The sequence below is a fragment of the Snodgrassella sp. ESL0253 genome, from assembly GCF_013344965.1.
In the GTDB taxonomy this organism is placed as follows: Bacteria; Pseudomonadota; Gammaproteobacteria; order Burkholderiales; family Neisseriaceae; genus Snodgrassella; species Snodgrassella alvi_B.
In genome coordinates, this window is record NZ_JAAEDQ010000013.1 from 1 (window position 1) to 15,618 (window position 15,618).

At 45.7% G+C, this 15,618-nt stretch carries 15 protein-coding genes; 2 read left to right on the plus strand and 13 right to left on the minus strand.

Translation table 11 applies throughout. The annotated features are described in order from the left end of the window. Positions 1-103: integrase core domain-containing protein (locus tag GYX26_RS11720; protein ID WP_174829091.1), on the plus strand; the 103-nt coding region annotated here is incomplete at its 5' end. 332 nt (positions 104-435) lie between these two features. Here the strand turns inward: GYX26_RS11720 and GYX26_RS09725 are convergent. From GYX26_RS09725 to GYX26_RS09780, 12 genes are all read right to left on the minus strand, one after another. Continuing rightward, on the minus strand, positions 436-708 hold the full coding sequence (locus GYX26_RS09725) for a hypothetical protein (RefSeq protein ID WP_174829092.1): 273 nt from the start codon (positions 706-708) through the stop codon (positions 436-438). Positions 709-746: 38 nt separating this feature from the next. Further along, positions 747-1,013: a hypothetical protein gene (locus GYX26_RS09730; RefSeq protein ID WP_174829093.1), complete on the minus strand. Its 267-nt coding sequence runs from the start codon at positions 1,011-1,013 to the stop codon at positions 747-749. A 166-nt stretch (positions 1,014-1,179) separates the two neighbouring features. Next, complete coding sequence (locus tag GYX26_RS09735; protein WP_174829094.1) at positions 1,180-1,440, minus strand: hypothetical protein; 261 nt, start codon at positions 1,438-1,440, stop codon at positions 1,180-1,182. Between the two features lie 166 nt (positions 1,441-1,606). Then, entirely contained in the window at positions 1,607-1,864 is a 258-nt protein-coding gene (locus GYX26_RS09740) for a hypothetical protein (RefSeq protein ID WP_174829095.1), read from the minus strand. A gap of 165 nt (positions 1,865-2,029) precedes the next feature. After that, positions 2,030-2,296 (minus strand): hypothetical protein, encoded by a 267-nt coding sequence (locus GYX26_RS09745; RefSeq protein ID WP_174829096.1) that lies wholly within the window; start codon positions 2,294-2,296, stop codon positions 2,030-2,032. Between the two features lie 166 nt (positions 2,297-2,462). Beyond that, complete coding sequence (locus GYX26_RS09750) at positions 2,463-2,723, minus strand: hypothetical protein (protein ID WP_174829097.1); 261 nt, start codon at positions 2,721-2,723, stop codon at positions 2,463-2,465. A gap of 90 nt (positions 2,724-2,813) precedes the next feature. Then, positions 2,814-3,251 (minus strand): hypothetical protein, encoded by a 438-nt coding sequence (locus tag GYX26_RS09755; protein ID WP_174829098.1) that lies wholly within the window; start codon positions 3,249-3,251, stop codon positions 2,814-2,816. 72 nt (positions 3,252-3,323) lie between these two features. Next, entirely contained in the window at positions 3,324-3,722 is a 399-nt protein-coding gene (locus GYX26_RS09760; RefSeq protein ID WP_174829099.1) for a hypothetical protein, read from the minus strand. Positions 3,723-3,772: 50 nt separating this feature from the next. Further along, positions 3,773-4,210 (minus strand): hypothetical protein, encoded by a 438-nt coding sequence (locus tag GYX26_RS09765; RefSeq protein WP_174829100.1) that lies wholly within the window; start codon positions 4,208-4,210, stop codon positions 3,773-3,775. Positions 4,211-4,286: 76 nt separating this feature from the next. Further along, complete coding sequence (locus GYX26_RS09770; RefSeq protein WP_174829101.1) at positions 4,287-4,514, minus strand: hypothetical protein; 228 nt, start codon at positions 4,512-4,514, stop codon at positions 4,287-4,289. Between the two features lie 217 nt (positions 4,515-4,731). Then, positions 4,732-5,130, minus strand: a complete 399-nt coding sequence (locus GYX26_RS09775; RefSeq protein ID WP_174829102.1) for a hypothetical protein — start codon at positions 5,128-5,130, stop codon at positions 4,732-4,734. Continuing rightward, complete coding sequence (locus GYX26_RS09780; protein WP_174829103.1) at positions 5,111-13,759, minus strand: hemagglutinin repeat-containing protein; 8,649 nt, start codon at positions 13,757-13,759, stop codon at positions 5,111-5,113. Before GYX26_RS09780 ends, GYX26_RS09775 begins: the two co-directional genes overlap by 20 nt. Positions 13,760-14,630: 871 nt before the next feature. Here GYX26_RS09780 and GYX26_RS09785 point away from each other — a divergent pair. Continuing rightward, positions 14,631-14,975, plus strand: a complete 345-nt coding sequence (locus GYX26_RS09785) for a DMT family protein (protein ID WP_174829104.1) — start codon at positions 14,631-14,633, stop codon at positions 14,973-14,975. A 48-nt stretch (positions 14,976-15,023) separates the two neighbouring features. Here the strand turns inward: GYX26_RS09785 and dcd are convergent, their stop codons facing one another. Further along, positions 15,024-15,590, minus strand: a complete 567-nt coding sequence (dcd, locus tag GYX26_RS09790) for a dCTP deaminase (protein WP_100090444.1) — start codon at positions 15,588-15,590, stop codon at positions 15,024-15,026. Between the last annotated feature and the right edge of the window lie 28 nt (positions 15,591-15,618).

A 15,618-nucleotide genomic window follows, 5' to 3' on the forward strand; every position in this document is an offset into this window, starting at 1 on the left:
GGTAACCGAAGAATGGCTAACCATTTATAACACCGAAAGACCTCATGAAGCACTAAATAATATGACGCCGATTGAGTATAAAACACTAAAACAAGCAGCATGATTTTCTACGTCAGTTTTGTACTAAGTTTTGGGGTATTTACAAACCTGTAAATACCCCAAAACTTAGTACAAAACTGACGTAGAAAATTACGCAGCCGGTTTCAACGTGTTTATTGTTTAGTGCTTCATAAGGTCTTTCAGTATTACAAATCATTAGCTATTCCTCGGTTACTCTCCTGCTTGTGCCAAATTATTAACAAGATATAAATCTAATACTTTTTTGAAATACTGTAAATACCTCATTGTTAATACACACATAATGTGGGACTGTACTATTTCAGGGGGGTAGTTACAGATGCTTTTTTCGGTTCTGAGGCCGTTATGTTCAAAACGTTATCTGTGATGCTTCATATAATCTCGATAGTAAGGATTTTCCACGGGGTGATCAGTAAGATTACCATTTTCATCTATATAACGTCCGCGTTCATCTACAAGATATTGAGCTGGAATTTGTGCGTATTTCTCGTTAGCGGGATAAACTATTACTTTGCTGCTGGTATACCCATTGGCTTCCAGTTGTTTCTGGTAAGCAGGGATATTGGTACCGCATCCACATAATGCGATAAAACTTGCCATCGCTAAAAATTTCATCTTGTTTTCCATCATTTTCTTTCCTTATACCTGGTTAAAATCTTTGCTTGAATCTAAAACCCTTTTCTTTTCATGCATTCTCTATTAGCGGGATCATATACCTGACTTAACCAATCCTGCATTTCTTTTGAACCAGGACTTTTATTTTGAGGTTCAGGAATAGATTCAAGTTCCTCAAAGCACTCGGAATAAGCTTTATTTTTTTCTTTCGACCACGTATCCCAACCTGGTCCATTCCAAAAACGGACTACTGATTCATAACAGCCGGATAGTCCAACACAAAAAATACCTATTAATAAAATATTAATTTTACGTTTCATTTTACCTCACTCCTTGCCTTGGTCTTGAGGGTTTGACTAAAACCGGTAAAGAAGGATTATTGCGATTTTGATTATGATTTGTACCAGATGTTATGGTGTAGTAGTTGGGTAAAAACACTCGGGAAGTTCGACTACAAAACCCAAGCAGTATAGTCTCTGCTTGAATCTAAAATCCTTTTCTTTTCATGCATTCTCTTTCAGCAGGATCATATACCTGACTTAACCAATCCTGCATTTCTTTAGATCCAATATATTCATTCTTAGGTCGCGGAAGTGAACGCAATTCTTCAAAGCATTCATCATAGGCCTCACTCTCAGCCCTAGACATATGAGGTCCTCCATTCCAAAAACGTACTACAGATTCATAACAGCCGGATAGTCCAACACAAAAAATACCTATTAATAAAATATTAATTTTACGTTTCATTTTACCTCACTCCTTGCCTTGCTCTTGAGGGTTTGACTAAAACCGGTAAAGAAGGATTATTGCAATTTAGATTATGATTTGTACCAGATGTTATGGTGTAGTAGTTGGGTAAAAACACTCGGGAAGTTCGACTACAAAACCAAAGCATTAAAATCTCTGCTTGAATCTAAAACCCTTTTCTTTTCATGCATTCTCTTTCAGCAGGACCATATACTTTATTTAACCAATCCTGCATTTCTTTAGATCCAATATATGCTTTTGGTTCTTTAATAGATTCAAGTTCTTTAAAACATTCTTCATGAGCTTTATGTTCAGCTTTCGATATATAAGGCCCTCCATTCCAGAATCGAACTCCCTTCTCATAACATCCAGATAGTCCAACACAAAAAATACTTATTAATAAAATATTAATTTTACGTTTCATTTTACCTCACTCATTGCCTTGCTCTTGAGGGTTTGACTAAAACCGGTAAAGAGGGGTTATCGCGATTTAGATTATGATTTGTACCAGATGTTATGGTGTAGCGGTTGTGTAAAACACTAGTGGGTTTCGACTACAAAACCCAAGCAGTATAGTCTCTGCTTGAATCTAAAATCCTTTTCTTTTCATGCATTCTCTTTCAGCAGGATCATATACCTGACTTAACCAATCCTGCATTTCTTTTGATCCAATATATTCATTTTTAGGTCGCGGAAGTGAACGCAATTCTTCAAAGCATTCTTCTCTAGCTTTTTTTTCTGCTTTAGACGAAAAATCCCAACCGGGACCATTCCAAAAACGGACTACAGATTCATAACATCCAGATAGTCCAACACAAAAAACACCTATTAATAAAATATTAATTTTACGTTTCATTTTACCTCACTCCTTGCCTTGGTCTTGAAGGTAGCACTAAAACCGATTAAGACGGATTATTGCGATTTTGATTATGATTTGTACCAGATGTTATGGTGTAGTAGTTGGGTAAAAACACTCGGGAAGTTCGACTACAAAACCAAAGCATTAAAATCTCTGCTTGAATCTAAAACCCTTTTCTTTTCATGCATTCTCTTTCAGCAGGACCATATACTTTATTTAACCAATCCTGCATTTCTTTAGACCCAATATATGCTTTTGGTTCTTTAATGGATTCAAGTTCTTCAAAGCATTCTTCTCTAGCTTTTTTTTTAGCTGGAGGGGGTTCCCAACCATCATTATTCCAAAACCGGACTACAGATTCATAACAGCCAGATAGTCCAATACAAAAAATACCTATTAATAAAATATTAATGCTGCGTCTCATTTTATTTCACTCCTTGCCTTGGTCTTGAAGGTGGCACTAAAACCGGTAAAGAGGGATTATCGCGATTTAGATTATGATTTGTACCAGATGTTATCGAAACTCAGGAACTATTTCTCCGAGCGCTCTTCTTTCTTCTCGCCGTTTTTCCGCTTGCCTTGATTCATAAGTATTAAAAGTAGGGGTTCCGCGTTTTTCCATACATCCATCATACATTGCTGAATTAAAAACTCCATTTTCATAACCTTTCCTTGCAACCCGATTTTCCGGCTTCGAGGCTAACTCCCTACAATATACATCATTTTTTTTCCTCAGTTCCTTTATTTCTGGTGATTCAGCATCGTAGTAAGCTGCACTTCTTTTTTGTTCTTTTATAATAGAGGCTCTTTCCACATAATAGCCATTATACCAGTCGGATATGCTACAGCCAGTTAATAGCAGGATGAAGCCTGTTAGAAGCAGTAATCTTGTCTTAGCGCGGTGGATCTGCATGATATCTCTTTCCTTCAAAGTTAAAATAACGTTTGCCATGGATTTCATGTATCGGTATCTGGGTGGTTTTAATATGCTACCCAATACTCTAACCAGCCACTAAACTTATTTTTACTGATTTTCAGGTACTATCTCTCCTCGCGCTCTGCGCTCTGCGCGCCGTTTTTCGGCTTGCATTGAGGCATAAATTCCATATGGTGGTGTGCCTCGTTCTTCCATGCATCTGTTATACATTCCTTCATTAAATACCCCATTCGGATAACCAGTCCTTGACTCCCGATTCTCTGGTTTGGATGCTAACTCTGTGCAATAGGCATCATTTTGCTTTCTCAATGCTTTCATTTGCGGTGATTCAGCCTCATAATAAGCATGACTGTCTTTTTGATCCTTTATAATGGCAGCTCTCTCTGCATAATAGCCATTATACCAGTCGGATATGCTACAGGCATTTAATGCTAGGGTAAGGCTGGTTACTATTAGTAATTTTGGTTTAGCGCGGTGGATCTGCATGATATCTCTTTATTTATAAGATAAAAAATGATGCTACTATCACACGCGCTTTACCAATACTCAGGTATTATTTCTCCGCGCGCTCTTCGCTCAGCGCGGCGTTTTTCCTCTTGCCTTGCCTCATAAGTACCAAAAGTAGGAGTCCCTCGTCTTTCCATACAACCTGTATACATTGGTTCATTAAAAACTCGGTTTTCATAACCTATCTCCACAACCCGATTTTCCGGCCTTGAGGCTAATTCCGTACAATAAGCATCATTTTTTTTCCTCAGTTCCTTCATTTCTGGTGATTCAGCATCGTAGTAAGCTACACTATCTTTCTGCCCTTTTATAATAGCTGCTCTTTCCACATAATAGCCATTATACCAATCGGATATACTGCATCCGGTTAATAGTATACTTAAGCCGGTTAGAAGCAGTAATTTTAGTTTAGCGTGGTGGATCTGCATGATATCTCTTTCCTTCAAAATTAAAATAACGTTTGCCATGGATTTCATGTATCGGTATCTGGGTGGTTTTAATATGCTACCCAATACTACTAACCAGCCACTAAACTTATTTTTACTAGCCCCCAGGTACTATCTCTCCTCGCGCTCTGCGCTCGGCACGCCGTTTTTCGGCTTGCATTGAGGAATAATCGTCATATGTTGGTGTGCCTCGTTCTCTCATGCATGTTTCATACATAGGTTCATTAAATACCCCATTCGGATAACCAGCCCTTGGTTCCCGATTCTCTGGTTTGGATGCTAATTCTGTGCAATAGGTATCATTTTGCTTTCTCAATGCTTTCATTTGCGGTGATTCAGCATCATAGTAAGCTGCACTTCTTTTTTGTTCTTTTATAATAGAGGCCCTTTCCACATAATAGCCATTATACCAGTCAGATATGCTACAGGCATTTAGTGCTAGGGTAAGGCTGGTTACTATTAGTAATTTTGGTTTAGCGCGGTGGATCTGCATGATATCTCTTTCTTTATAAAATAAAAAAGATGCCACTATCACACGTGCTTTACTGAAACTCTGGTACTATTTCTCCGCGCGCTCTTCGCTCAGCTCGCTGTTTTTCATCTTGCCTTGATTCATAAGTACCAAAAGTGGGGGTTCCGCCTTTTTCCATACATACAGAATACATTGGTTCATTAAAAACCCCATTTTCATAACCTATTTTTGCAATCCGATTTTCCGGCCTTGAGGCCAGATCAGAGCAATATGCTTGATTTTTTTTCCTCAGTTCCTTCATTTCTGGGGATTCAGCATCGTAGTAAGCTGCACGATCTTTCTGCCCTTTTATAATAGCTGCTCTTTCCACATAATAGCCATTATACCAATCGGATATACTGCAGCCGGTTAATAGTATACTTAAGACGGTTAGAAGCAGGAATTTTGGTTTAGCGCGGTGGATCTGCATGATATCTCTTTCCTTCAAAATTAAAATAACGTTTGCCATTAACTTCATGTATCGGTATCTGGGTGGTTCTAATTGGTCTATGTGTCCATTTATCTAAGGTGGTCATCTTACCTTGTCTATCAACCAGATTGATATACCCATCTGCATCGATGACCACTGCCTGAGCGACGGTTGGATTGATATTTCGTCCGTTTTCATCCTTTTTGGGTTTGACTACGGTATCTCTAATTTTATCAAATTCTGGATTTGGAATCGGTTTACCGGTGTTTTTATCAATATATTCGTTACCATCTAGATCCTGCAAATACTCGTTAAGATAGTAGTCACCATTATAACTGCTGTGGCTGTAACATGAGCCCAAGGGGTTGCCGACACATTTTCCGGCGGTTACTGGGTTAAAACCGACTATTCCGCCAACAAAGTCGGTATTGTTGTTGCCTAGGAATAAGGTGCTGTTGATGCCATCTGCATCGATATAACCATTTTTCTGGAGCATTTCATATTCGCCTCTTATGTGTGCTGCCGGACCGACATATTTGTTTTTTACGATGGGGGTACCGATTTCGTCCTTTTTATTCTGCAGGTAAGCGGTGCTGACTTTATCGGTCATTGAGCCACGACTGTGGTTATTTCCCATGATTTCTGTGCCAGTCTGCTTGGCCAGTAATCTCAATGCAGCATTAGTTTTTTCTGCATTGGTTAATGGCAGTCTGCCTCCGAGCCATTCGTTGAGTTTGTCGTAGAATGCATAAAAGCCGACTTCGCCTAAGCCGGGGATAACTTCTACGGTGGGGTTGTTGACCACGACATAGAGGTTGCCTTTGGCCGCTGCTTCGGGGTTTTGTTTGATGGCATTTCTGAATGCGGCATCTTCGTTGTTGTAGATGCCCGGATTAGAAATCAATATTGATTTGCCATCCATGATTTCGCCGTAATCATAAATCTGGATTGCGGTTCCTTCAAATGGGGCATTTTTATTTTCTTCTTTAGTTAATTTACTTTGTTCACCGGCTGCTATGGCATCGTTAACGTTATTGATGTCTTTACACTGGTATTGAGCCGCGGCACCTGAGCAGGTGATTTTGTAAACTTTTCCGGCCGTTATGTGTTTGGCTGCGTTTTTGGCATAGTCGGCATGCAACGCAGCAGTTTCTAATGCTGCGGTACCAATATCACCTGCCCATAATATGCCGAGGGCGGTATCCAGATAGGCTATATTCTGTTCCATTCTGCGCCCTTCTTTTTCTAATTCGATGCTTTTTTCGGTTCTGAGGCCGCCATTTTTTCTCCGCTCTTCTTCAGCTTCTTCGTATTTTTTGCGCGCCTGTTGTAGTAGTTCTTTTTTCAGTTCCTGCCGGTTTTGGTCAAATTCCTGACTCACTTCGCGCTGTAAATCCAGCTCTTCCTGTACTTTGTCTTTGTCAAAGTTGTTGGCCAGATAGCCGGCTTTGTCGGCATAGTTGTCGCTGGTGATGTCGGTATGGATACCGGCGATGGTTTGGGCGGCGTTTTTGCCGGTTTTCTGCTGCTGGGCGGTTTCATCGGTGATGATAATGTTGTTGGTGTTGATGCCGCTGTGGGTGGTGCTGCTGTCATGGCCGCTGTCGTGTCCAAAGCCCAGTGATTTGTTTACGCCGTCTTTGCTCTGTCCTGTCCAGCCGCCGCCATAGTTTCCGCTGGCTCCGATGCCGATGCTGCTGCCTTTGTAGTCACTGTGGTTTTTGATATCGCTGCTGGTGAGACTACCAGTAATAAGCTGGTTTTTACCCGCCGCTTCGGCTGCCTGGGTTGAGGTGATGATGGCGCCCTTGAGGTCGGTATTGCCTTTGACTTTGATCTGGTAGCCGTTGTCGCCGGCAATGATGCCGCTCTGTTCGGTGACGCCGGCATAATCGGCTTTGATTTTGCTTTTGTTGTAGTTGGCTGTGCCGGATACGCCATAGCCTACGGTTATCTGGCCGCCGATGCTCTGCTGTTTGCTGTCGTATTTGGCTGTGTCTTGCAGGCTTTCAATGTTTAGTTCGGCTGCATCAATGCTGACACCTTTGCCGGTTACCTGAGCGCCTTTGATGTTGGTGGCACCACCGCTAATCAGGCTGGTGTTGCCACTGAGGCTGCCGATATGGCTGTTGCGGTAGCTGGTTTCGTCGCCGTTAGCATGGCCTTTGCCGCGGTTGGCTCCTGCGGTAACGCCGAAGGAGGCGCCACCGGAGCCGTAGTTGATGGCTACGCCGGCATTCCAGCCGCTGGATTTGTTTTTGCTGCGCTCGCTGTGGCTTTGTTCGGCAGCCAGCAGGTTGATTTGGTTATCTGCCTGTAAGTGGGTGCCTTGGTTACCACTAACGTCGGAACCGATGATGTTGATGTTGGAATCTTGGCCGGCGCCGGTGGCCAGCAGGTTAACTTGTCCGCCGGCATGGATGTTGCTGGCTGAGGCGACGTTGTCTACGCTATGGCTTTCGCTGCGGCTTTTTTGTTGGCCAACAGTGATGCTAACGCTAACGTTTTGAGCAGCAGATTGAGGATTTTTACCAGCATCGGCTATGGCCTGACCGGCTTTGTAGCTATCCATGCCGGCGTTAAAGGCGGCCATGGCGTTGACGCGGTCGTTTTTGCTTTTGCCTACGCGTTTGATGGCAGTATTGGCATCTTGAATGGCGCTGACAATAGGCACGTTGACGGCAACGGTGAGGCCACTCTTTTCAAAGGTATGGATGTTGTCGCGTTTGTGCTGGTCCTCAGCTGCGCTGATGTCGATTTGTTTGGCGATGACGTTAACATCGCCTTTGGGTGAGGACACGCTGCTGCCGCTCTGGCTGTAGTGGTTGCCGGCAATGATGTTGGTGTTGCCGCTGAGGCTGCCGATGCTGCTGCCACTATGGATATGGGATGTGTTGGTGGTGTCGTCGCTTTCTTTCTGGCTGCCGATGCTAAAGCCGATGCCGCCGCTACCCATAAGGCCGGATTTGGTTTCTTTGTGGTACTGGCGGTCGGTGTAGTGGTTTTCGGCTGCGCTGATGTTGACATCATGACCGGCAAGCAGGGTGGTGCCGTTGTCGGAGATGATGTTGCTGCCGCGCACGTTGATGTCTTTATCGCTGCGGATGTTGACTCTGGCACCGGTAATGTTGCTGCTTACGGCTTCGTCATAGTTGGCCTGATACTGATCCAGTGTGGTTTTTTTGGACAGGAAGCCGCTGGATTTGTCGTAGGTGGAATGATCCAGCTCGGTTTGTTGCCGCCCTTCGCTGATGTTGACGCCGTTTTTGCCATACAGGTTGACGCTGCCGTTGTAACTGTCGATGTCGCTCTGACGGATGTTCAGTTGGTCACCGGCCAGTAGGTTGATGTCCCCTACTGCGGTGATGTTGGTGCCTACTTCGCTTTGATAGTGGTTTATCCAGTGGTTTTTGTCGCTGCGCTCACCTGCTGTCATATGGGTGGCGGTGGTGACGGTACCGAGGTTGATGCTTCCGTCACTGGCGCTAAGCTGGGTGATGCCGTTGGCGCCGGTATTGATGATGTCGGCGCCGTGGGTGTTGATGCCATGGGTGCCGGATACGCTGAGGATGCTGTCTTTGGCGCCAGTTACGTACAGGCCGGCGCTGCGGTCGATAACGGTACCACCATTGCGGTTGTCGCCATAGCTGGCGGTGGTGGTGGTGAGGTTAATTTGGTCGGCTTTGAGGCTGAGCAGGTTTTGGGCGATGGCTACGCCACCGTTGAAGTTGATGCTGTTATCGGCTTTAAGAGCCATTTTGTTGGCGCTGAGGGTGCCGCTGTTGTTGATGTTCTGGGCGCCAAGGTTGACGATGTTCTGCGCTGCCAAGGTACCTTGGTTGTCTATGTTGCCGCTGTTTTGCAGGTTGATGTTGCGCGCGCTGATCAGGCTGCCGGCACTGTTGACGTCGCTGGCGCGGGCAATCAGGTAAACTTTGGGCACGAGGACGGTTTGCTGGCTGCCATCGGCCAGGGTGACGGTCTGGTTAACCAGCCAGACGATGTCGCTGGTCAGTTGCGCCATCTGTTCGGCGCTCAGGGCGATGCCGGGGGTCAGCTTATACTGTTGCGCATAGGTGATGCCGGCATTCATCAGGGCTTTGTATTGTTCTTCGTTGTTCTGATAGCCCTCCAGACGGCGATAGCCGGTCAGGTTGGCGATTTGTTCGTTAATCAGGTATTGTTCGTAATAGCCGTCGCCCAGCCGTTTCTGCATTTTGCTCGGGTCCTGGCCGAGAGCACTGAGCATGTAGTCGCTGCCCAGCCATTTGTGCTTGTTGGTAAAGGCGGGATCGGTTTCTACCAGATAGCCGTTATTATTGGGGTTGATATGGTACAGGCTGTTGTTGGGCAGTCTGGCGTTGGCATTGGTGTTGGTGTTGATATCAGTCAGGGTTTTGATTTGTTGCTGCTGTTGGGCAATGTTGTTGTTGCTGGTATTGGTTTGGTTGTTGCTATTTATGTTACCAACTTCATGGCCGGTTGGATTGGCTGCGCTGGCTACGCCCTGATTACTACCAGTAGTTACGTGTTGCTGGATGGTGCTGGCCGGGGTATCGAATTCGTGGCTGGTGATGATGGTGCGATCATATGAAGTTTCACCAGTGGTTTTTATTTTACCTTTGGATAGTTTGGGATTTTTGTATTTATATCCTCCCTGCTCACCATGCTCTTCAATCCGCTGCTGCCCTTTGGTTTCGCGGTTTTCAAGATTCAGGTTTTCTGCACCTTTAAGTGTGCCTCCTACGAGGATGCGGCTGTTGTGATTGAGCCAGTGATCGCCGCTGATGGTTAAATCTCCGCCGATGATGATTTCACCCGGGTCGGTTTCGGTGACTTTTTGTTTGTAGATTTTGCGGTTGAAATCCCACCAGTGTACGTTGCTGGCTGAGTATTTTTCCCAGACTTTTTTGCTGCCGTCGTTGAAGGTGAAGCTAAGTTTTTTTCTTTCTCTTTTAAAATTGCCGTCTACGCCATGTTCCCAGATTTCGGGGTTACCTTTTTCTTGATATTGTTTTACTCCTTTGTCACTCTCTAGGTATTCTTCTACTTTGAAGTGGTTATTGAGGTTGTGTAATTCTTTGACGGCGATGTTGCCATCGCGCTGCGCTTCGATGCGCGCGCTACCATTAATCAGGCTATCAGCCATGCCTGTGGCCTGATGCTGTTCGTTTAAGGCACCGCCAATGGCGATATCACCTCCGCTCGACAGGAGGGCATGTTCTTTGTTGATGATGTTGGCAGCACCGATGTCCAGCCGCTCACGCGCAGCAATAACCGCGGCTTTGGTTTCGCTGCCGATGGTTTCTTCCTGGTTGATTAGGTTATGGGTGCCGATGGCAACATGGTTGCCATAGATGCGCCCGCTGCCGATGTTGTTGATGCTGTTGCCAGACTGTACCAGGGTGGTGCCGTTACTGTTGATCAGGCCACGGTTAGTGATGCTGTCTTGTGCCTGTAGTTCGGTATTGTTGTTACTCTGGATGATGCCACTAGCCTGGTTGTCGATATTGGCGGCGTTAAGGATTACGCTGTCGCCACCGCTAAGGGTATGGTTGTTGCTGATATTGCCCTGGCTGCTCAGTTGCAGGCGTCCGCCAGCTTTGATGTCGGCATCGACGTTGAAGTTATCATGCAGCTGGATGGTGGCGTGACGGCCGGCACCGATGCTGCCTGGGTTGTTGAGCTGTTTGCTTTGGATGGTCAAGTCGTTGCCAGCCAGTATTTTGCCGTTATCGCTGTTGTCGATGCTCAGGCTTTGTTGGTTCTGGTCGTGAATCTGGACGTCTTTGGCGCTGCTGATTTGTCCCTGCCGGTTGTCTAGCTGCTGGTTAATCTGCGCCGTCAGTTGTTGGTTGGCGCGGATGGCACCGCTGTGGTTATTGATTGTATCTGTGTGTAGCTGAATGCTATCGGCATCAATGCTGCCTTGCTGGTTGTTGAGGCTGTGGTTATGGATGCTGGCTTGTTTGCCGGCAATGATTTTGCCTTGGGCGCTGTTGTCTAGGGTGTTGCTGTTGAGTTGTAGTTCGCCAGCACTGCTGATTTGCCCTTGAAGGTTGTTGATGTGTTGGCTGATCTGCGCACTCAGGTGCTGGTTGCTGCGGATGGCTCCGGCATTGTTGTTCAGGCTATCGGTTGTTAGGTCGATGCTATCGGCATCGATGCTGCCCTGCTGGTTATTGAGTGCGCGGGTGTGCAGCTCGGCCTGTTTGCCGGCGCTGATTTTACCCTGGCTGTTATCTATATCACCGGCGGTTATGTTGAGGTCGCTGTTGCTGCCGATTTGGCCGTTCTGGTTCTGTAGTTGGTTGCGCACGCTAAGTTGCTGTTTGCCCGCACTGCGGATGGCGCCGTGTTGGTTGTTGAGCTCGTCGCTAGTTAGTTGCAGGCTATCGCTGTCGATGGCGCCGCTGCTGTTGTTCAGGCTGCCGGTTTGTACTTCGCTCTGGCCACCACTCCACAACTGGCCGCTGTTGCTATTGTCTAGCTGGTTGCTGTGGATTTGCAGTTGTTGCTGCGCGGCAATGGTGCCTTGGTCGCTGTTGTTCACTTGAGCACTGTCGATGGCGATGCGCTCGGCTGATTGGATGCGTCCTTGGCGGTTGTCTAGCTGGCTGCTGTGGATTTGCAGTTGTTGCTGCGCGGCGATAAGGCCATGATCGCTGTTGTTCAGTCCGGCACTGTCGATAGCCATGCGCTCGGCTGACTGGATACGGCCCTGGCGGTTGTCCAGCTGGTTGCTGTGGATTTGCAGTTGTTGCTGCGCGGCGATAAGGCCATGATCGCTGTTGTTCAGTTCGGCACTGTCGATAGCCATGCGCTCGGCTGACTGGATGCGGCCTTGGCGGTTGTCTAGCTGGCTGCTGTGGATTTGTAGCTGGCCGCTGCTGCTGATCTGTCCTGCGCGGTTGTCCAGCCGGGTGGTGTGGATATCAGCCTGTTTGGTATTCAGGGTGCCTTGATGGTTGTCTAGCAGTTCGCCGCTGACTTGCAGTTTGTTGAGATTCAGGGTGCCCTGATTGCTCAGGCCATTATGAGTAGTCAGGTCGATGCCGCCGTTGGCAATGATCTGGCCGTTTTGGTTATCAATGTCGTTATGGCTGATGATTTGCCCGGCGCTGAATGTTTTGTTGGTGGGTGTGGGCGCTGCTATGGTCTGGCCGGCACCTTCGGCGATGCTCGGCGCTTTGCTCTGCTTGTCTGCTTCCACTGGCGGCTGCGCTGGTTTATCTGGCTGCGCCGGGTTTTGTTCTGGTACGGTTGGTTGTGGCGCATAGCCAATCAGGCTGTTTTTTTGGTTGTTGAGCCGATCCAGTTCCAGATTTAATCCTTGTTGTCCGCTCTGGATGATTTTACCATTCTGGTTGTGGATGCTGCCGCTGATGATGTCAAGGCGGCCGCCGTTGATTTCGCCACGGTTGCTCAGGCTGTTTTGGTTGCGGATATGCACTTCGTCGGCGCTGGTTAGCAGGCCGCTGTTGCTCAGTTGCTGGCTCTGTAGTTGCAGTTTGCCCTGGCTGGAAAGGGTGCCACTGTTATTGATGCTGTTGGTTTTAATGGTGGTGGCTGCTTTGTCGGCTGCATTGGTGCTTTTATCGGCTGCGATGATGCTGCCGCTGTTGCTCAGATGGCCATCGGCGCTGATGGTGACACTGCCAGCACCGGCAAAAATTTGGCCAGCGTTATTGATACCAACGCCTTTGTCGTTGCTGATCAGGACGATTTTACCGGCATACATGCCGCCCAGTTTGCCGGTATCAATGGCGATGCCGGGCTTGGTGTCGCTGTTGCTTTGGGTGGGGGTGATGTGCTGAGTTTCGGCATCAATATGATTGCTGCCGCTGATAATGTTGAGGTTATTAGCCCAGATGCCGGCGTTGATTTGCGCTGCTTTGCTGAGGATGTGGGTGTAGTCGCTGTCTCTGCTGTCAAGGCCTTTGCCGTTGATGCTGATGTTGCCCTGATTGATTTGGATGCCGTTGATTTGACCGTCGCTGATTTGAGGTTTGCCAGTAGTTAAGGTGACGCCGGCAGCATTGATAAAGCCGCCACCGTTGATGTTGATGCCGGCCGGATTGGCCATGATGACTTCGGCACGCCGTCCGGCTACTTCGATGTAGCCGTTAAGCTGACTTGGGTTGCTGCTGTTAATCTGGTTGACGATGATGCGAGCTTCGCCAGACGCTAACCACGGGTTGCCCTGTATCCAGCCAGCCTGACGGGTTTGGGTGCTTTTGCGGCTGTTGTTGAGGATGGCACCTTTCTGGTCGACGTCCATCTGCCGGTATTGGTTGATAGATACGCCGCGTTTGCTCGGGGTGCGGATGTTGATCTGCGGGGTGCCATTAGCACTTGGCAGGATGGTCGGCTGCTGGTTTTTAGGGGCGGATGGGTCGGCATGAATTTCGGCTGCTATGACATTGTTATTTACCAATACGCATAAGCCCAGTCCGAGCAGGATGGAACCGGTTAAAATGGGTAATTTGGCCAACAGGCTGATGATGATGTTGCTGCCGCTGCTCGTGCGGTCGGCACTGGTTTTGCCGGCACTGGTGGTGTTTTCGGCAACGGCTACCATTTGGCCACGGTGTTTGTTGTAGATAACTTTGTAGCGGTTTTTGTTCATTTTTATACCTATTTTGATAATTTAAAATGTTGACTGATGAGTGTGGTTTTTTGTTAACACTGCCTGTAATAAAGTGATTAATCTTTAATTAAACTGGCAAAATTCAGTGCCGACAGTGCTGCAAGCTGTTGAGATACAGTTAATCTGGCGTCACTGAATTGATGGTAAAACTGATTTTTGAATATTTTTAAAACACAACGAGTAAATGGCATAAATAACTAATTAGCCATATACTCTTAGCCCTGAGACTACGCAGCTAATAGTAAATTCTTTGTAGCTGTTTGTAATTAAGTAATATTTATAGCAAATTAAACACATTCATAAGCAGGTGATTTCACCTAAATCAACGTTCATTAATATCTCCTATTGAAATACTAAACAACTGAATTGATTAATTTTTGCAAGCTATGACTGTAAATGTTTTATAATTATAATTACTAATCTAGTTCTTTGCCATTATTATTTATTAACAGTTTTCTGTTTTAAATAAATAAAATATATCGGGTATGATTAAAGCATCAGGAAATTATAAATAGGGTGCTGTTGAAAGATAGCAGGTAAACTGGCTCGAAACTTTAAGCAGCAGTCTATGCTGTACCCAGTAGTTTAGGTATATGTATTAATATCATTGCGTGCTCAATAAAAGCTGTTTAGTAAATATAAAAAAATCTATATTTTGGTAAGCGTATATCACTACAAAACTATTTATAGTTAATCATTATTTAAGCATTGATACCAGATTTAATTATCAATGTATTCATATATTTATCCTTGTACAAAATATTGATTGCTGTAAGCCAGAATGCTAGACATTTCTGTTCAGGTCAGCTACAACTGAAGGTATCTGTTTAATTGTATTGTTGATATTAATATGCCCTACTTAATCGTTATCGGCTTGCTCACTGCTTCCAATCTGGTGATGACTATTGCGTGGTACTGGCACATTAAACCCAGTAACTACAGTTTTCCGCTCTGGCAGATTATTCTGATTAGCTGGGGAATTGCTCTGTTTGAATATTGTCTGGCTGTGCCGGCCAATCATCTGGGCGCGCATTGGGGTATCAAGCCGTTTCAACTAAAAATTATTCAGGAAGTAGTCACGCTGGTGGTGTTTACTCTGTTTGCTATTCTTTATCTGAAAGATGAATTTCGTTTTAATTATCTTATGAGCTTTGGCTTTATACTTGGTGCGGTGTATTTTGCTTTTAAACGTTAATTGGCCAAAGAAAAAGGACGCTGCTGCGTCCTTTTATGATGATAGTTATCAGGCTTTCGGTAAAGTAACGCCGGTTTGCCCCATATATTTGCCAGCACGGTCTTTATAGGAAGTGGCGCATTCTTCGTCACTTTCAAAAAACAGTACTTGTGCTACACCTTCGTTGGCATAGATTTTTGCTGGCAGCGGTGTGGTGTTGGAAAATTCCAGTGTCACATAACCCTCCCATTCGGGTTCAAACGGGGTAACATTCACAATAATACCGCAGCGTGCATAGGTTGATTTACCCAAGCACACCGTTAGAACATTACGCGGAATACGGAAATATTCCACGGTACGTGCCAAAGCAAAAGAGTTTGGTGGAATAATGCAATAATCGTCTTCAACAGTGACAAAATTGCGTGTATCAAAATTTTTCGGGTCAACAATGGTGCTGTTGATGTTGGTAAAAATTTTAAATTCGCGTGCGCAGCGGATATCATAGCCGTAGCTGGAAGTGCCATAGGAAATGATTTTTTCACCGTTTACCTGTTTAATCTGATTCGGCTCAAACGGTTCAATCATGCCGTGCTCTTCGCTCATGCGGCGTATCCATTTGTCTGATTTAATACTCATGACAATACCCTTGATAAATTTAGCGCAT